Source organism: Sulfitobacter mediterraneus (assembly GCF_003054325.1).
Lineage (GTDB): Bacteria > Pseudomonadota > Alphaproteobacteria > Rhodobacterales > Rhodobacteraceae > Sulfitobacter > Sulfitobacter mediterraneus.
On the sequence record NZ_QBKU01000002.1, the window covers coordinates 300,346 to 317,500 of the forward strand.

At 59.6% G+C, this 17,155-nt stretch carries 15 protein-coding genes; 6 read left to right on the forward strand and 9 right to left on the reverse strand.

The features are described 5' to 3' along the window. Window positions 1-138: 138 nt before the first annotated feature. Window positions 139-1,212 carry a YeeE/YedE family protein gene (locus C8N31_RS04580; protein ID WP_025048905.1) on the forward strand — a complete coding sequence of 358 codons (1,074 nt, stop codon included), beginning with the start codon at window positions 139-141 and terminating at the stop codon, window positions 1,210-1,212. Here C8N31_RS04580 and C8N31_RS04585 read toward each other — a convergent pair. From C8N31_RS04585 to C8N31_RS04600, 4 genes are all read right to left on the reverse strand, one after another. Then, window positions 1,148-2,431, reverse strand: a complete 1,284-nt coding sequence (locus tag C8N31_RS04585) for a DUF3422 family protein (protein WP_025048904.1) — start codon at window positions 2,429-2,431, stop codon at window positions 1,148-1,150. The genes C8N31_RS04580 and C8N31_RS04585 overlap by 65 nt on opposite strands. A gap of 132 nt (window positions 2,432-2,563) precedes the next feature. Beyond that, entirely contained in the window at window positions 2,564-3,034 is a 471-nt protein-coding gene (locus C8N31_RS04590) for a hypothetical protein (RefSeq protein WP_025048903.1), read from the reverse strand. Between the two features lie 235 nt (window positions 3,035-3,269). Beyond that, window positions 3,270-4,703: an NAD(P)(+) transhydrogenase (Re/Si-specific) subunit beta gene (locus tag C8N31_RS04595; RefSeq protein ID WP_025048902.1), complete on the reverse strand. Its 1,434-nt coding sequence runs from the start codon at window positions 4,701-4,703 to the stop codon at window positions 3,270-3,272. A gap of 12 nt (window positions 4,704-4,715) precedes the next feature. Continuing rightward, window positions 4,716-6,290: a Re/Si-specific NAD(P)(+) transhydrogenase subunit alpha gene (locus C8N31_RS04600; protein WP_025048901.1), complete on the reverse strand. Its 1,575-nt coding sequence runs from the start codon at window positions 6,288-6,290 to the stop codon at window positions 4,716-4,718. A gap of 316 nt (window positions 6,291-6,606) precedes the next feature. Between C8N31_RS04600 and C8N31_RS04605 the strand changes: the two genes are divergently transcribed. Next, window positions 6,607-7,146, forward strand: a complete 540-nt coding sequence (locus tag C8N31_RS04605) for an REP-associated tyrosine transposase (protein ID WP_025048900.1) — start codon at window positions 6,607-6,609, stop codon at window positions 7,144-7,146. 2 nt (window positions 7,147-7,148) lie between these two features. Here the strand turns inward: C8N31_RS04605 and C8N31_RS04610 are convergent, their stop codons facing one another. The 4 genes from C8N31_RS04610 to C8N31_RS04625 form a co-directional block, all read right to left on the reverse strand. Next, window positions 7,149-7,925, reverse strand: a complete 777-nt coding sequence (locus C8N31_RS04610) for a gamma-glutamyl-gamma-aminobutyrate hydrolase family protein (protein ID WP_025048899.1) — start codon at window positions 7,923-7,925, stop codon at window positions 7,149-7,151. Between the two features lie 66 nt (window positions 7,926-7,991). Beyond that, window positions 7,992-8,417: a GlcG/HbpS family heme-binding protein gene (locus C8N31_RS04615; protein WP_025048898.1), complete on the reverse strand. Its 426-nt coding sequence runs from the start codon at window positions 8,415-8,417 to the stop codon at window positions 7,992-7,994. Between the two features lie 88 nt (window positions 8,418-8,505). Then, the gene (locus tag C8N31_RS04620; protein ID WP_025048897.1) at window positions 8,506-10,638 is read right to left on the reverse strand and encodes a malate synthase G; all 2,133 of its coding nucleotides are present in this window, start codon (window positions 10,636-10,638) and stop codon (window positions 8,506-8,508) included. A gap of 199 nt (window positions 10,639-10,837) precedes the next feature. Further along, the gene (locus C8N31_RS04625) at window positions 10,838-11,029 is read right to left on the reverse strand and encodes a hypothetical protein (protein WP_025048896.1); all 192 of its coding nucleotides are present in this window, start codon (window positions 11,027-11,029) and stop codon (window positions 10,838-10,840) included. 103 nt (window positions 11,030-11,132) lie between these two features. Here C8N31_RS04625 and pepN point away from each other — a divergent pair, with 103 nt between their 5' ends. From pepN to C8N31_RS04640, 3 genes are read left to right on the forward strand one after another with little or no spacing between them, the layout of a single operon-like run. Continuing rightward, window positions 11,133-13,685 (forward strand): aminopeptidase N, encoded by a 2,553-nt coding sequence (gene pepN / locus C8N31_RS04630; protein WP_025048895.1) that lies wholly within the window; start codon window positions 11,133-11,135, stop codon window positions 13,683-13,685. Between the two features lies 1 nt (window position 13,686). After that, a complete protein-coding gene (locus C8N31_RS04635; protein WP_025048894.1) occupies window positions 13,687-14,424 on the forward strand; it encodes an SDR family oxidoreductase in 738 nt (245 codons plus the stop codon). Next, window positions 14,405-14,863, forward strand: coding sequence for a hypothetical protein (locus tag C8N31_RS04640; protein WP_025048893.1), 459 nt, complete (start codon window positions 14,405-14,407; stop codon window positions 14,861-14,863). Before C8N31_RS04635 ends, C8N31_RS04640 begins: the two co-directional genes overlap by 20 nt. On the opposite strand, the gene C8N31_RS04645 is transcribed toward C8N31_RS04640, so the two are convergent. Beyond that, complete coding sequence (locus C8N31_RS04645) at window positions 14,857-15,579, reverse strand: transglycosylase SLT domain-containing protein (RefSeq protein ID WP_025048892.1); 723 nt, start codon at window positions 15,577-15,579, stop codon at window positions 14,857-14,859. The genes C8N31_RS04640 and C8N31_RS04645 overlap by 7 nt on opposite strands. Before the next feature lie 254 nt (window positions 15,580-15,833). Between C8N31_RS04645 and C8N31_RS04650 the strand changes: the two genes are divergently transcribed. Further along, window positions 15,834-17,132 carry a hypothetical protein gene (locus C8N31_RS04650; RefSeq protein WP_025048891.1) on the forward strand — a complete coding sequence of 433 codons (1,299 nt, stop codon included), beginning with the start codon at window positions 15,834-15,836 and terminating at the stop codon, window positions 17,130-17,132. Window positions 17,133-17,155: the final 23 nt, after the last annotated feature.

A 17,155-nucleotide genomic window follows, 5' to 3' on the forward strand; every position in this document is an offset into this window, starting at 1 on the left:
GGTGGAGGATGTTTTGATCCTCCACCCTTTTTCAGAACAATCTCCCGCCCAATAGCCACCAATCACATTCTCATATGCTTGATTGGCAATGTATATCGCGCCAAATGGGAAAATATTCCGATTTTGGAGATTACGGCGATGTTTGAGTCTTTTGGCTTTGAAGAAACCACTGCGCGGCAGGCGTCTGTTCTGCTGGCGGCGATGATTGGTCTGGTGTTTGGCGTTCTGGCGCAGCGCACCAAGTTCTGTTTCCGCCGCTCTCTTGTGGGCGAAGATCGCCGTGCCGCGGGCGGCGTCTGGTTGATGGCATTGGCATTTGCGCTGGTCGGCACCCAAGGCGCGGTTGCCGCCGAATGGATCAGCTTTGACGAGCACCGCTTTATGTCCTCTGCCCTGCCCATTCTCGCCATCGCGGCCGGTGGCCTGCTGTTTGGCGCTGGCATGGTGCTGACACGTGGCTGTATCTCTAGGCTGACGGTTCTCTCCGGCTCTGGCAACCTGCGTGCGGCGCTGGTGGTGCTGGTCTTTGCCGTGGTGGCCCATATGACGCTGAAGGGCGTTCTGGCGCCCCTGCGCGTGGCTCTGGGCAGTGTCACTGTTGAAATGGGCGATTACATCAGCCTCGCCGCCCTGCCCGGCGGCGCATGGGTCTGGACCAGCATGATTGTCATGGTCGCCCTGATCTTTGCCCTTCAGTCCGGCAATCCAATTGGGCAATTGGTCATGGCCGCCTTGATCGGCCTATTGGTGCCTGCAGCATGGGTTGGCACTGGCTTTGTCCTCTTTGATGATTTTGACCCCATCGCAATGGAAAGCCTGTCGTTCACCTCTCCGGCATCAGAAACCCTGTTCTGGAGCATCGCCAGCAGTTCGATCCCCGCCGGTTTCGGAACCGGCCTTCTGGGTGGCGTGTTTGTCGGCGCCTTGCTGGCCAGCCTGCTGTTTGGCGGCTTCCAGTGGCAAAGCTTTGAAGCGCCGCGTCAGACGGGGCGTTACCTGCTGGGTGCGGCCCTGATGGGCGTCGGCGGTGTATTGGCCGGCGGCTGTACCCTTGGTGCAGGCCTGTCAGGTGTGCCGACACTGTCTGTCGCTGCCATTCTGGCGATTGTGATGATCGCGGTCGGGGCCAAACTGACCCATGCCCTGCTCAGCCAAGGCGCTTTCGCAGGCGCCGCACCATCCACCAAACAGCCCCCACTACCGGCAGAGTGATCAGTGAGATGAGCATGCCCTTGCTCATCCCCATCACCCCCGCCAATGGATAGAGCAGATATCCGGTCAGCGAGACCGCATAATAGCTGATCGCCACCACGGACAGCCCCTCAACAGTGTGTTGCAGGCGCAGTTGCAGATCGGCGCGGCGGTCCATACTGGCCAGAATGGCCTGGTTCTGGGCCGAGCGCTCCACATCCACCCGCGTTCTGAGCAACTCACTGGCACGGATCGCCCGCGCCGATGTTTCCTTGAGCCGCGCCTCGGTAGATTGCACGGTGCGCATCGCTGGCTCATAGCGGCGCATCATGAACTCACCAAAGCCTTGCCGCCCCATGAACCGCGTCTCGCGCAGCGCCAGAATCCGCTGGTTGACCAAGGCCTGATAGGCCCCCGTCGCGCCCAACCGGTAGGCCGATTGCACCGACAGCGTCTCAAGCTCGACCGAGATATCCAAAAGCGCATGCAGCGTGTCCTCCGCCACCGCTGAGGATCCGCGCATCTGCGCCATCAGATCGGTCAACTTGCTATCAAGCCGGTTCAGCTGCGGCGACATTTCCTTGACCATCGCAAACCCCAGCATCGAGGCCGCCTTGTAGGTCTCGATCTCACAAAGCCGTTGCAGAATACGTCCGATGCGGCGTTTGCCTGTGGTCTCGGCCGTGAAGATTGCCATGCGCAGATGGCCCGCCGGATCAATCCGGAAATCGGTGGCCACCACCGCAGCCCCCTCCAGCACCGTGGCCACCGCAAGGCTTTCTGGCACAAACCAATTGCGCAGTTGATCGGCGATGGCTGTGTCTTCTTCGGGGCGCGGCATCAACCGCAGCAGCGCCGATGTGATGCGCCCGCCCGGCACGGCCTCAAGCCAATAGTCGGGGAAAACGTCAAACTCCGCTGGATCAAAGGGCCTGTCCGACACGTCTTGCGAAAACACGGTGTAGGTCACAAATTCCGTGTGCTGTTCCCACTTGAGCCAGTATTTCCCCATCTCGCCGTAGTAATGCGTGGCATCCGCACCGGGATGCGGCGCACCGTAGTGATCCAGCAGGGCGACCAAATGCGCGTGATCGGCGCTGCGGTCACGCTTGGCCGGATCGGGTGAGGGTTGGATCGCCAGAAAAACCGCCGTTGAGGGCGCAGCAAGCGATGGAAAGGGCCGCGCGTGAAGCTCCCCCGAGAGGGCATAGCGGTTGGGGTGGTCTTTGATCGGGGCCATGGGTCAAATCCGGGCAGTCGGGGACATTTCGCCCACCATAGGGAAATTTTTCGATCTGAATAGAGAAAAATGTTATAAATCAGCACCTTGGCGGTGTACTTCGGTATACTGAGCACCAATGGCTTGCCGTTATCACGCCCCTGACGCCCGAAAGACCCAAAGCGCCCGACCGCAAAAGACCCCCGAAACGGTGGACAGCAGCGCGGCAAATCCAAACTGAAACAAAGCCATAGTCAAAACCTCCGGCGCCACTTCCGACACCAGACCAACGACAAAGTTTCCCGCAAACACGCTCATCATCAAGATCAGCGTCAGCGGCTCTCCCTCCAGTTCAACCCGGTTGCCGTCCCGCGCAATCAACCAACGCTTTTGCAACGCCATCCCGGCCCTCACCCCGAAGGCGCCAAAACCTGCAAACACGAACCAGATCCACATGCCAGCTGGCAAGGCGATGATCGCCCGAAGACCCAGCACCCCAAGCAGAGGGATCGAATAGATCAACGCCACAGGCAAGTGCCTGCGCTGCATCGCCCGCAGGCCCACCACCAGCAACAAGATGAACAGCGGAAAAACCCAAATCGGGATATTGGCAAGAATGGTCATGTTGGCTCCTCTACCAGCAATATCTGGAGTGGTTGTTATGACCAAGAGCCGATCACACAACGCCGCTTACGCCAGCGGCTTGGTGGTGACGTGAATGGGCAGGACTGTCATTGGCGCAGCGTCAATTACACGGTCTGCGCCAAAGAAAAACGCCCCACCAATTCTGGCAGGGCGTTTGATCTTGATGCACCGGAATTTTTCAAAAATTCCGCGCCGTTTTCTTTGAAAGAAAACGTCAGTCGATCATCGGCAACAGCTTGTCCAAAGACGCTTTGGCATCGCCGTAGAACATCCGCGTGTTGTCTTTAAAGAACAACGGGTTCTCGATCCCGGAATAGCCCGTGCCCTGCCCGCGTTTGGACACGAACACCTGCTTGGCCTTCCAGCATTCCAGCACCGGCATGCCAGCGATTGGGCTGTTCGGATCGTCCTGCGCCGCAGGGTTCACGATGTCGTTGGAGCCGATCACGATTGCCACGTCGGTATCCGGGAAATCATCATTGATCTCGTCCATCTCCATAACGATGTCATATGGCACCTTGGCTTCCGCCAGCAGCACGTTCATGTGGCCCGGCAAACGCCCCGCAACGGGGTGAATGGCGAAACGCACATTCTTGCCCTTGGCGCGCAGCTTTTTCACCAGCTCAGACACCGCTTGTTGGGCCTGCGCCACTGCCATGCCGTAACCCGGAATGATGATCACGCTGTCGGCCTCGTTCAAGGCCGTTGCAACGCCATCCGCTTCAATCGCGATCTGTTCGCCCTCAACCGCCATCTGTTCGCCTGCCGGACCGCCAAAGCCGCCCAGAATAACGGAGACAAACGACCGGTTCATCGCCTTACACATGATATAGCTGAGGATCGCACCGGAGGAACCGACCAGCGCACCAACAACGATCAAAAGATCGTTGCCAAGCGAGAAGCCAATCGCCGCCGCTGCCCAACCCGAATAGGAGTTCAGCATTGAAACAACCACCGGCATATCCGCGCCGCCGATCCCAGTGATCAGATGGTAGCCGATAAACAAGGCGGCCAGCGTCATCACAAAGAGCGGCAGGAAACCACCAGTATTGAAATACCAGATCAGACAAACGACAGAGAGCGCCGCCGCTGCCGCATTCAGGAAATGCCCGCCCGGCAGCTTTTTCGCTGCTGAATCCACACGGCCCGCCAACTTGCCATAAGCAATCACAGAACCGGTAAAGGTCACCGCACCGATGAAGATGCCCAAGAAAACCTCGACCCGCAAAATGGCGATCTCAACACCGTCTTTCTTGGCCAAAAGCGCGGCAAAGCCTTCGGTCGCCTTCTTTGCGGCCTCGTCCATCGCCAGAACATTGCCCATCTCAAGATGCGCATTAAAGCCGACAAAGACCGCCGCCAGACCGACAAGCGAGTGCATCGCCGCCACCAGTTCCGGCATCTGGGTCATCTGCACCCGTGTCGCCAGCTGATACCCAATGGCACCGCCGCCCGCGATCAGGACCAACGACAAAAGCCAAAAGCCAGAGCCCGGCCCGATCAATGTGGCCGCAACCGCCAGCGCCATGCCAGCAATCCCGTACCAGACCGCCCGCTTGGCGCTTTCCTGTCCGGACAGCCCGCCAAGGCTGAGAATGAAAAGAACGGCTGCAACGACGTAAGCTGCTGTTGTAAAACCAAAATCCATGAACCCGCTCCCTTAAGATTTCTGGAACATGGCGAGCATGCGCCGTGTCACGAGGAAGCCGCCAAAGATGTTGATCCCACACATAAAGACCGACAAGGCAGCAAGTAATATCACCAGGAATGAGCTGGAACCGATTTGCATCAGCGCCCCCAGAATGATGATCGACGAAATCGCATTGGTCACCGCCATCAGCGGCGTGTGCAGGCTGTGTGCCACGCCCCAGATCACCTGGAAGCCAACAAAGACCGCCAGAACAAACACGATAAAGTGCTGCATAAAGCTGGCTGGCGCCACAAGGCCAACCGCCAAGAGCAACGCGCCGCCCACGGCCAGCAATGTAACCTGGTTTTTGGTCTGCTGTTTGAACGCGGCGACCTCTTGCGCGGCCTTTTCTTCGGCCGTCAGCTCTTTGGGCGCTTCCTTCTTGGGGGCTGCCGCAATTGCCGCAATCTTGGGCGGCGGCGGCGGGAAGGTGATTTCCTTGGCGTGGGTCACGGTCGCGCCGCGGATCACGTCATCTTCCATGTCGTGATTGATCACACCGTCTTTTTCAGGGGTCAGATCCGTCATCAAATGGCGAATGTTTGTCGCATAAAGCGTTGAGGCCTGCGTCGCCATCCGGCTTGGGAAATCCGTATAGCCGATGATGGTCACGCCATTGTCGGTCACGATCTTTTCATCTGCCACGGTCAGCTTGCAATTGCCGCCCTTTTCCGCCGCCAGATCCACGATGACAGAGCCCGGCTTCATCGCCTTGACCATGTCTTCGGTCCAAAGCTCCGGCGCTTCGCGGTTGGGGATCAGCGCCGTTGTGATCACAATGTCCACTTCCGGTGCCAGCTCGCGGAATTTGGCCAACTGCGCTTCGCGGAATTCCGGTGAGGAAACAGAGGCATAGCCGCCTGTGGCCGCGCCGTCCTGCTGTTCTTCCTCAAAGTCGAGATAGACAAATTCTGCGCCCATGGATTCGACCTGCTCGGCCACTTCTGGACGCACGTCAAAGGCATAGGTGATCGCACCAAGCGAAGTGGACGTGCCAATCGCCGCAAGGCCGGCCACACCGGCACCAACAACCAGAACCTTGGCCGGAGGCACCTTGCCCGCCGCCGTGATCTGCCCGGTGAAAAAGCGTGGGAAATTGTTGCCCGCCTCGATCACAGCGCGGTAACCCGCGATATTGGCCATCGAAGACAGGGCATCCATTTTCTGAGCGCGGGAAATACGCGGGATCATCTCCATCGCGATGACAGTTGCGCCCTTCTTGGCTGCCGCTTCCATGCCTTCGCTATTGCCCGCCGGGTTGAAGAACGAAATCAGCGTCTGATCGGCCCGCAGGCGTTTCAGCTCGGCGTCATTTGGCGCCCGCACCTTGGCCACAACATCCGCCGCTTTCCAAAGCGCAGCGGCGGTTTTGACCACCTCCACGCCCGCAGCCTTATATGACGCATCATCAAAACCAGCAGCGGCGCCCGCCCCCGTTTCAACCACACAATCATGCCCGAGTTTTTGCAACTGAAGGGCCGACTCCGGCGTCATTGCAACGCGGGCTTCCCCTTCAAAAATCTCTTTTGGCGTTCCGATCTTCAATTCAAAATCCCCCGCAAATGAGCCGCACCCCATTGGCGCAACTTTGTTGCGTATCCGATACCGTGCGGACCACAATTGTACAAGCGGCAGACCATGTTTCGGGGCGTCAAACCGGGGAAATCCTTCCCAAAAATGCTGTTTCTTAGGCGCAAAGTGTCGTGATCAGAATGTTATGGCCCCGCTGACCGCATTTGCAGGGGTGAATCGCCGCAGGTCGCGCCCGCACCAGGGGCGGCTCGGGTGCTCTGCCGCCGATCTCGGCACTGCCGTTCTGCGTTAGCCAAGTGTTAACTGTGATCCGCGTAGCTTGAACGCCATGCAAGATTTGCCTCCGTCCCTCTTTGATCCCAAACGCTTCTTTTTCACGCTCCGTCTCGCCGATCCTGGCAGTGATCTGTTGCTCCGCCGCATTGGCAAGTTGCGCAGCGCGATGCGCAGTACCCTGCGCCATCATGGTTTCCGGATAGACGCGATCGCAGTTCTGCCCGCAACGATCCACATGATCTGGAGCCTGCCACCGGATGATGCAGATATCGCAAACCGGATTGGCATGCTCAAAGCGCGGTTTTCCAGGCATCTGCCGCCCGCGCCTTATCGCAGCCCTTCACAAATCAAAAAGGGTGAAAAAGGCATCTGGCAACGCGGCTATTGGTGCCAGCCCCTCCGGGGCAACGCCGATTATGTCCGTCATCGCGGATTGATCTATCACAGCCCGGTTGAAGCCGGTCTGTGCGATACCCCGCAAGATTGGCAGTATTCATCCATCCACCGCGACCTCGCGCGAGGATATCCCCTGCCCCCGCCGCTTGGCCCCGCTGTACCGCAATGCCAAAAGACGGCGCGTGTTGCTTTGTGAATTCAGACCGCCTTGAGGGCTGGCGCGGCGCCATTCTCTGCCCATTGGCGCACCGCACCACCAAATCCGGAAAACAATGGCCGCGACACAGGATCACCCGCTGCATTCCATTCCGGATGCCATTGCACCGCCAAGGTGAACCCCGGCGCGCCCTCGACATAGATCGCCTCAGGCGTGCCATCTTCGGCATGGCCATCAATCACAATCCGTTGCCCGGCATGTTTGATCCCCTGCCCATGCAGCGTGTTGGTCCGCACCACCGGCGCCCCCATCAGCTCGTGAAAGACGCCGCCTGCGGTAAAGGTCACATCATGGCGCAGCTCGAACTTTTCCTCGATGGTGCCCTCGGGCGGCATCCGGTGGTTCATGCGCCCCGGCAAATCGCGGATCTCGGGGTATAACGTGCCGCCCATTGCGACATTGACCTCTTGGAAACCGCGGCAAATGCCCAGAAACGGCTGGCCGCGCTCCACGCAGGCCCGCACGAGGGGCAAAACAATCGCGTCGCGGGCCCGGTCAAAATCCCCATGCGCCTCGGTCGCGTCTTCGCCGTACTCCTCAGGATGTACGTTGGGCCGCCCGCCGGTCAGCAAAAACCCGTCACAAACCTCCAGCAGTTCAGCAACGCTCACATGTTTGGGGTCGCTGGGAATGATCAACGGCATGCAACCGGCCACTTCGGCCAGCGCGTCGGCGTTCATCTGCCCGCCCGCATGAACCGGATACTGATCATTCAACAAATAGGAATTGCCGATAATACCAACAACTGGACGGGCCATAAATCACCAAATGGTTAGAAGGTTCGAGGCAATATAGGGCGGGATGTTCCCGCCCTCAACCACCCATCAGATCTCGCCGGTCAGACCCGCCGCTTCGATCCCCGCCAGCGCCGCTGCCGCGTCATTGTCAGAGGTATCACCCGTGACGCCAACCGCACCAATCACCGCGCCTTTTTTGTCGCGCAACAGCACACCGCCCGGTACCGGGATCACCTGCCCGCCATAGACACCGTTCACCGCCGCCATGAAATAGGCCTGATCCTCGGCCCGCTTCATCTGCGCCGTGCCCGCCATGCCCAACATCACCGCGCCGTAAGCCTTGCCATGGGCAATTGAAAACCGCCCCGGCGCTGCGCCATCTTCGCGCTCAAACGCCTGAACATGGCCACCTGCATCCAAAACCACCACGGACAAAGGCTTCAGCTCCATCTCGCGGCCTTTTTCCAGTGATTTGCGAATAATTGTCCGCGCCTTGCGCAATGAAATACCCATCTCGATCTTCCTCTTCCCTTTTTGGCTCTAAATACTCCGGGGTGCGCGAGGGGCTGGCCCCTCGCATCCACCGCTTGTTCCGCGCCGCTTACTTTGCGGCTTTCAACTCCAACCGCCGGGCATGCAACACCGGTTCGGTATAACCTGACGGCTGCTGCCGCCCTTTCAGCACCAGATCACAGGCCGCTTGAAACGCGATCCCGTCAAACCCCGGCGCCATCGGCTGATAAAGCGGATCACCCGCGTTCTGCCGGTCCACCACTGCTGCCATCTTTTTCAGCCCGGCCAGAACCTCGGCCTCGCTGATCACCCCGTGATGCAGCCAGTTCGCCATCGCCTGCGCCGAAATCCGGCAGGTGGCGCGGTCTTCCATCAGGCCAACATCATTGATGTCCGGCACCTTGGAACAGCCCACGCCCTGATCGACCCAGCGCACCACATAGCCCAGGATGCCTTGCGCGTTGTTCTCAATCTCGCGGTTGATCTCTTCGGCGCTCAGGTTGCGGCCGTCCATCACCGGGATGGTCAACAGATCATCAAGCGTGCCGCGCGCGCCGCCCGCCTTAATCTCGTCCTGCCGCGCCAGAACATCCACGTGGTGGTAATGCGTGGCATGCAGGGTCGCCGCTGTCGGTGATGGCACCCATGCACAATTGGCGCCGGATTTGGGGTGGCCGATCTTGGCCTCCAGCATATCGGCCATCAGGTCGGGCATCGCCCACATGCCTTTGCCGATCTGCGCACGGCCCTGAAGCCCGCAGGCCAGACCGATATCGACGTTGCGATCCTCGTAAGAGGTAATCCAGGCGGCGTTTTTCATCTCGCCCTTGGGCACCATTGGCCCGGCCTCCATTGAGGTGTGGATCTCGTCGCCGGTCCGGTCGAGGAACCCGGTGTTGATGAAGGCGACCCGCTTTTTCGCGGCGCGAATACATTCGGCCAGATTGGCAGAGGTCCGGCGTTCCTCGTCCATGATACCCAGCTTTACAGTGTTGGAAGGCAGGCCCAACGCCGCCTCCACGTGGCTGAAAATCTCATCCGCAAAGGCCACTTCTTCCGGCCCGTGCATCTTGGGTTTCACCACATAGATGCTGCCTTTGACAGAATTGCCGCCCTCACGGGCCAGATCATGCATGGCGATCAGGCTGGTGATCATCGCGTCCATCAACCCTTCGCCCGCTTCCAGCCCGTCACGGTCCAAAATGGCCGGATTGGTCATCAGATGGCCCACGTTCCGCACCAGCATCAGGGACCGGCCCTTAAGCGTCAGCGTGGATCCATCCGGCGCGGTATAATCGCGGTCAGCGTTCATCCGGCGCGTCATCTGCGCCCCGCCCTTTTCAAAGGTTTCTTCCAGATCGCCTTTCATCAGGCCCAGCCAATTGCCATAGGCGACCACTTTGTCTTCGGCGTCCACGGCGGCAACGCTGTCTTCGCAATCCATGATCGTGGACAGTGCCGATTCCATGATCATGTCGGACACATGCGCAGGATCAGTTTTGCCGATGGCATGCTCCGCGTCGATCTGTACTTCGATGTGCAGACCCTTGTTCTTGAGCAGGATCGCCGATGGCGCATCCACCCCGCCGCGATATCCGGCAAACTGGTCGGGGTTGGCCAATGCGGGCGCCAATGCCCCGTCCACAACACTATATCCACTCACATCCGCATGACTGCCACCGGCCAGCGGCGCAACCTCATCCAGAAACGCCTTGGCTTTGGCTACAACACGCGCACCGCGCTCTGGGTCATAGCCGCCCTTTTCAGGCAGATCGCCCAGCGCATCGGTGCCATAAAACGCATCATAGAGGCTGCCCCAACGGGCGTTGGCGGCGTTCAGCGCAAAGCGGGCGTTGGTGATCGGCACCACCAATTGCGGCCCCGGCACCTGAGCGATCTCGGGATCAACATTGGTGGTCTCAATGGAAAACGCGCCGCCCTCAGGCACCAGATACCCAATGTCGCGCAGAAATGCGGTATAGGCCGCCGCGTCATGGGCCTGACCTTTGTGATCCTTGTGCCAGCCGTCGACTTTGGCCTGAATCTCCGCACGGGCCTGCAGCAAGCTGCGGTTTTTTGGCCCCAAGTCGTGAACAAGCGATGAAAACCCGGACCAAAACGCATCTGCGTCCACGCCGGTGCCCGGCAAGGCTTTGGTTTCGATAAAATCCGCCAGCAGCGGGTCAACCTGCAACCCGTGTTTATCGGTCCTGTTTGTCACGATGCGCTCCTCCAGTGCAGTGTTCGGCTTTGCCGCATTTATCCATATTGTCGCAGTGATACAAGTTAGGGCGGTAAAATAATATTACCAATTCTTAAAGGCAGCGATTCTTTTCAGCCATGTCATCGCCAGAGCATGCCCCGCAAACGCAAAAAGCACACCCCGAAGGATGTGCTTTGTGACTTGGTTGTCGTTTGCGTCAGTTGCTCGGCTGAACAGTTGTTTCCGTCCCGATCAAGGTCTCCGCGCTTGGCTCAGAGCCATTCATCAGCGCAAAGATAACAACCCCCAAAAGCATCAGCCCGCCAAAGATCATCGCGCCTTTGATCCCCAAAAGCGGCGGACGGTGATTTTCTTTCTGGGTCTCGATATTTGTGTCAGGTGCAGACATTGGCTCTTCCTCTCATCAGCTTCGGTTCAGACCCGGTTGCGGGTCTCCGTTCAGGGACATAACGTGCGGCAAAACAAATTGTTCCATCTCAAGGATCTGCCCCATGCCTGACACTGCCCCCGAAACCATCTATCTTGCCGATTACACCCCCTTCGGTTTCATCGTGGACAGCGTGGCGCTGACCTTTGATCTGGATCCCCGCGCCACCCGTGTGACCAGCCGCATCGCCTTTCGGCGCAATCCAGAGGCCTCGGATTTTGATTTCTTCCTGCATGGTGAACAGCTCAAGCTGATCTCGACCAAGATCGACGGCGCAGCGGTTTCGCCCAAGATCACCGACAAAGGGCTAAGCTGCGATGTGCCGGACACCCCGTTTGTGTTTGAGGCGGAGGTCGAGATTGATCCAACCGGCAACACCGCGCTTGAGGGGCTTTACATGTCCAACGGCATGTATTGCACCCAGTGTGAGGCCGAAGGCTTTCGCAAGATCACCTATTACCCCGACCGCCCCGATGTCATGGCCACCTTCAAGGTGAAGATTAACGGCCCGCATCCGGTGCTTTTGTCCAATGGCAATCCTGTCAGCAGCTCAGAGCATCACGCCGAGTGGTATGATCCATGGCCCAAGCCCGCCTATCTTTTTGCATTGGTTGCCGGTGATCTGATCGCCCATCCGGGTGAATTTACCACCCAAAGCGGGCGCAAGGTGGATCTGAACCTCTATGTGCGTCCCGGCGACGAGGGCAAATGCGCCTTCGGCATGGAGGCGTTGATCGCCTCGATGAAATGGGACGAAGAGGTTTACGGTCGCGAATATGATCTTGATCTGTTCAACATCGTTGCTGTGGACGATTTCAACATGGGCGCGATGGAAAACAAGGGGCTGAACATCTTCAACTCCTCCGCCGTCCTCGCCTCCCCCGAGACGTCAACCGACATGAATTTTGAACGGATCGAGGCGATTATCGCCCATGAGTATTTCCACAACTGGACCGGCAACCGCATCACCTGCCGTGACTGGTTCCAGCTGTGCCTCAAAGAGGGGCTGACCGTCTATCGCGACAGCCAGTTCACCTCTGACATGCGCTCTGCGGCGGTCAAACGGATCTCCGACGTGATTGACCTGCGCGGGCGCCAGTTCGCCGAGGATCAAGGGCCACTGGCCCACCCGGTGCGCCCCGAGAGCTTTCAAGAGATCAACAACTTCTACACCGCCACCGTTTATGAAAAGGGCGCCGAAGTGATCGGGATGCTCAAAACCCTTGTTGGCGATGACGCCTATGCCAAGGCGTTGGATCTTTACTTTGAGCGCCACGATGGCGATGCGGCCACGATTGAGGATTGGCTGAAGGTGTTTGAAGACACCACAGGCCGTGATCTGTCGCAGTTCAAGCGTTGGTATGGGCAGGCCGGCACCCCGCGCCTGAGCGTTGAAGAGGCTTGGGAGGACGGCACGCTGACCCTGACCTTTGCGCAGCACACCCCGCCCAGTGTCGCCACACCCGATCCGCAACCGCAGGTGATCCCGATTGCCACCGGCCTGATTGGCCCCAATGGAAACGAACTGGCTGAAACCCGCATTCTGGAAATGACCGAAGCCAGACAAAGCTTTGTCTTTGAAGGGCTGGGCGCACAGCCTGTGGCCTCGATCCTGCGCGGGTTCTCGGCTCCTGTTGTCCTGACTCATGAGCTGTCTGACGCGGATCGTGCGCATTTGCTGGCCCATGACACCGACACATTCAACCGTTGGGAGGCCGGACGCACCATGGCGCGGCAATCCCTGCTGGCGATGATCACCAAGGGCGCCGCCCCTGACAGCGCCTATCTGGATGGCATTCATGCGGTGGTTTGTGACGCTTCGCTTGATCCGGCCTACCGCGCCTTGATGCTGGGCCTGCCCAGCCAATCTGATCTGGCCTCCGCCCTGCATGACCAAGGGCAAGTGCCAGACCCCGCCGCGATCTACCGCGCCGGTGAAGCCATGCGCGATGCCATGGCCGCGCGTTTTGCCGATAAAGCGCAGTCGATCTATGACGCTTGCAAGATCGGCGCGCCCTATGATCCGGGCGCCGAGCAGGCGGGCAAACGCAGCCTTGGCAATGCCATGCTGTCGCTGATCACCCGCCGCACAAATGGGGATCTGGCGCAGGCGCAATATGACGCGGCAGACAACATGACCCAACAGCTCAGTGCGCTGGCCTGTTTGATCCACGCGGGTGACGGCGAGACAGCCCTCGCCAAGTTTGAAAGCCAATGGCGCGATGACCGGCTGGTGATGGACAAATGGTTCGGCCTTCAGGTGCTTGAGGCCAAGCCGGACGAGGCCGCCGCCGTCGCCGATACCTTGACCAAGCATAGCGATTTCAACTGGAAGAACCCGAACCGCTTCCGCGCTGTTTTTGGCAGCCTGTCGGTGCATCACGCCGGATTTCATCACGCCAGCGGCGATGCCTATACCCTGCTGGCTGACTGGTTGATCAAACTGGATGCGGTGAACCCGCAAACAACGGCGCGGATGTGCACCGCCTTTCAAACATGGAAACGCTATGATGCGGATCGCCAGGCCAAGGCCGCCGCCGCATTGGACCGTATCCTTGCAACCCCAGACCTTAGCCCCGACACAACAGAGATGCTGACCCGCATCCGGGGGGTGTAAGATGCGCCCGGTTTGTCTGATCACAGGGGCCTCTGCGGGCATCGGCGCGGCCTGCGCTGTGCTAGCGGCCAATCGCGGTTATGATCTTGCGCTGACCTATAACTCTGACCCCAAGGGCGCAGAGGATATCGCCGATCAGGCCCGTGCAGCCGGGGCAAAGGTGCTGGTCTTGCAACTGGATGTGGCGGACCCTGAAGCGATTGACGCTATGTATTCTGGTGTGGATGATCACTTTGGGCGGCTGGATGCGCTGATCAACAACGCTGGCATTGTTGCGCCGGCGGAACGGCTGACGGGAATGGACCATGCCCGCCTGCGCCAGATCTTTGACGTCAACGTGATTGGCGCGATCCTGGTGGCCAAGGGGGCCGTGGCGCGGATGGAACCTGCGGGCAGCGGTGTGATCGTGAACATATCTTCAGCTGCGGCGCGGCTTGGATCGGCCAACCAATACCTCGACTATGCCGCCAGCAAAGGCGCGATCGACACCTTTACCAAGGGGCTTTCGGATGAGGTTGCGCCGTCGGGCATACGGGTGATGGCCGTGGCACCGGGCCTGATTGAAACCGACATCCACATGAAAGGCGGCCAGCCGGACCGCGCCGCGCGGCTGGGCGGCGGCACACCTTTGGGCCGCGCTGGCAGCGCCGAAGAGGTCGCCAATGCGGTGATCTGGCTGCTGGGAGACGAGGCGTCTTATGTCACAGGATCGGTTCTGGATGTCACCGGAGGCCGCTGAACCCGTTGAAATCGGGCTGCGCTTTCGCCGCTCCGCCCGCAACCGCGGCACCGTCATCACCCTTGGTGTGATCTGGGTGGTGCTGCTTGCCGCTCTTTTGATGCTGGATGCGGCATGGTGGATCATTGCCTTTCTGGGGGCCTTCACCCTACCCGCGCTATGGGATCTGGCCCGCGACACGCAAAGCGGGCTGGATCTGTCAGAGACCGATCTCAGTTGGTTCACAGGGCGCCGCAGCGCCGAGATCGCGCTTGAGGACATTGATCATATGCGTCTGGACACTCGGCTGGATTTTTCGGTGCGGGCCACTGCAGTGCTCAAGACAGGTCGCAAGGTCCGCCTGCCCTTTGAATGCACACCGCCGCATCAAGCCTTTGAGGATGCATTGAGCGCACTAGGGATACAGGTGCGGCGCACCCATTTCCAACTGCGTCAGTAGTCAGGGGAGGCAGGTCGCGCCTTGGGCCGCTGTTTGTCCAGACGGGTGCAATAGGCCTGTTTGCGCAGCCAACCGGCCATGTCGCGGCGTTTGGATGCGGAATGCATAGGCCCCCAATCGGCCGTTACCCCCTGCCCCTTGCGGCCCCGATAACCATGGATCACCCCGTCACGCGGAACGGTATGGGCCATGATCCGCACAGCGCAGCTCAGGTTGGCCGCGCCGTCTTTGAGCGATTGACCGGTGCGGGCGTTGCATTTGTAGCCCCGCGCCGTTGCTGGCAGGATTTGCAGCAATCCATACCAGCGCCCGCCGCCGCCCACGGCCCAAGGCCGATAGGTGCTTTCGTGTTTGGCCAGTGCAGACATGAAGCCAACCCAGAAATCGGCCCGTTGCTGTGCATCCGCTGCCGGATAGGCAGGGCACCATTTGGCAATATCGGCAGGCACCAGATCGGTCAGCGGTCTGCCGTGGGTCGCCAGCGCCGACAAGGCACCGCGTGTCCATGTGCTGTGTCCCTTCATATGTTGCCACCGTGTGCGCGGCAGCACCGCACGGCGCAGCGGCGGGCGCAGCTTTTTCAGCCCCGTATCTGCCGGCACAGTCTGATCGGAAGGGGCCACCAATGCCACGGCAACAGGCGTATCGGTCTGTGCAAGGACTGCCCCCGCACCCATCCAGATCGCCAGCGCCCCCCCAAGGAACTTAGATTTCATCGCGCGACTATGGGTGCCCCGCGATGCTATTTTCAAGTTTCTTAACGCCGGTTAACACTTCGGGGCGACAAAAAGGCGGCATTTGAGCAACTGTCCTGCCCTTTGCAACAATCCGGCACATTCTGCGCCAGACAGCGCCATAGAGCGGGTTCCAGCCCGAATTCTCCGCGAGAACACCCCACAGCGGTCACGGTTCCGCCCCAAATCATGGGCAGATTGGACCTCGAACACAAATCACTAGGACCAAACCCGTGATGAAATCGCTGAACGACATTCTGCAAAAACACGCCAGCCCCCTGCTTGGGCTGTTGGGTAAATCGCGTGTTGGCAGCCGTCGCGGCAAATCTTTGCGCCAAGAGGATGCGATGGATCCGATTGTCCCGCTGGCGCCATTGGTCAAACGTGACACCCTGCGCATTGCCTGCCCCGACCCCACCACCGAGGACACCCTGCGCGATCGCCATATCCGGCAGGCCCAGACATTGGTGCGCCAGGAACGCTGGGCCGAACTGACCCAGACCATCAAAGACGCCGACATGCGCCGTGAGATGACACCGGGCGCGATGCCTGTGGCCGATCTGATGGCCTACGGCGCCCGCGCCGATGTTGTGGCCGCCGCCGAACACGCTTTGATGGATGGCAAACCGGCCAAGGGCGCACCGCTTCTGGCCGGGATCGAAGCGCTTGAACATGTTCTGGCCGAAAACAAGGGCGATCACATCATCGGATCTATCGTTGCACAGGCGCATATGGATATCGGCTGGGCGTGGCGCGGTACAGGCTGGGACGCAGACGTGCCAGAGTTGAACGCCAGCGCCTTTGCCGCACATTTTGACCGGGCAACGGATATCATTTCCGACTTTAACATCCAGATCCACCAATCGGCGCTGTTGGCAGGCACAGCCTGTGCGCTTTTGGGCGGCACAGCACCCGGCAGACTGCCGGTGTCTGATCGGTATGAAAAACTGATTGATCTGAACCCCGCCAATCCGCGCGTGATGCGGGCGATGGGCAACCACCTGTTGCCGCGCTGGTACGGATCTTACGAAGAGCTTGAGCTGGAGGCGCGCCGCACCGCATCCCGGACCACAGACACATGGGGCGCAGGTGCCTATACATGGGTCTATTTCGACGCGATCTTCAACGACGAAGGGGCCTGTGCCAATCTCGATTTGCCGTTCTTTATCGAGGGCTTGCACGACATCCTTGAACGCCGCCCCGATCCCTATACCGCCAATCTGCTGGCTGCCTATTGCGCCAATGCCATTGGGCAGGCAATCTCTGGCAATGATGACGTGGATCAGATCCGCTCGCAAATTGCGGATTGCGCCCATTGGATCGTACGCCGCCACCTGACCGAACTGCACCCGATGATCTGGGCCCATGCCGCCCGCGGGTTTGACAACAATCTGCGCATCCGCTCTGCCACACGTTTTGCCGAAGCGGGCCGCGAAGATGCCGTGCGGATCATCACAAAACTGTTCCAACGCGAAATTGCTGCCGGAAAACGCATCGTTTTCACCGACACAGGGCCAATTGCACGCGCCGGATAAGCCGCAGCCTCTTGCAGCACCCC

Excerpts from the sequence above, each read along its gene's own strand:
- C8N31_RS04595 (WP_025048902.1), bottom strand. The coding sequence starts at position 4,703 with ATGGATTTTGGTTTTACAACAGCAGCTTACGTCGTTGCAGCCGTTCTT.
- C8N31_RS04640 (WP_025048893.1), top strand. The coding sequence starts at position 14,405 with ATGTCACCGGAGGCCGCTGAACCCGTTGAAATCGGGCTGCGCTTTCGC.
- C8N31_RS04645 (WP_025048892.1), bottom strand. The coding sequence starts at position 15,579 with ATGAAATCTAAGTTCCTTGGGGGGGCGCTGGCGATCTGGATGGGTGCG.
- C8N31_RS04615 (WP_025048898.1), bottom strand. The coding sequence starts at position 8,417 with ATGGGTATTTCATTGCGCAAGGCGCGGACAATTATTCGCAAATCACTG.
- C8N31_RS04635 (WP_025048894.1), top strand. The coding sequence starts at position 13,687 with ATGCGCCCGGTTTGTCTGATCACAGGGGCCTCTGCGGGCATCGGCGCG.
- C8N31_RS04590 (WP_025048903.1), bottom strand. The coding sequence starts at position 3,034 with ATGACCATTCTTGCCAATATCCCGATTTGGGTTTTTCCGCTGTTCATC.
- pepN (WP_025048895.1), top strand. The coding sequence starts at position 11,133 with ATGCCTGACACTGCCCCCGAAACCATCTATCTTGCCGATTACACCCCC.
- C8N31_RS04650 (WP_025048891.1), top strand. The coding sequence starts at position 15,834 with ATGAAATCGCTGAACGACATTCTGCAAAAACACGCCAGCCCCCTGCTT.
- C8N31_RS04605 (WP_025048900.1), top strand. The coding sequence starts at position 6,607 with ATGCAAGATTTGCCTCCGTCCCTCTTTGATCCCAAACGCTTCTTTTTC.
- C8N31_RS04610 (WP_025048899.1), bottom strand. The coding sequence starts at position 7,925 with ATGGCCCGTCCAGTTGTTGGTATTATCGGCAATTCCTATTTGTTGAAT.
- C8N31_RS04625 (WP_025048896.1), bottom strand. The coding sequence starts at position 11,029 with ATGTCTGCACCTGACACAAATATCGAGACCCAGAAAGAAAATCACCGT.
- C8N31_RS04585 (WP_025048904.1), bottom strand. The coding sequence starts at position 2,431 with ATGGCCCCGATCAAAGACCACCCCAACCGCTATGCCCTCTCGGGGGAG.
- C8N31_RS04580 (WP_025048905.1), top strand. The coding sequence starts at position 139 with ATGTTTGAGTCTTTTGGCTTTGAAGAAACCACTGCGCGGCAGGCGTCT.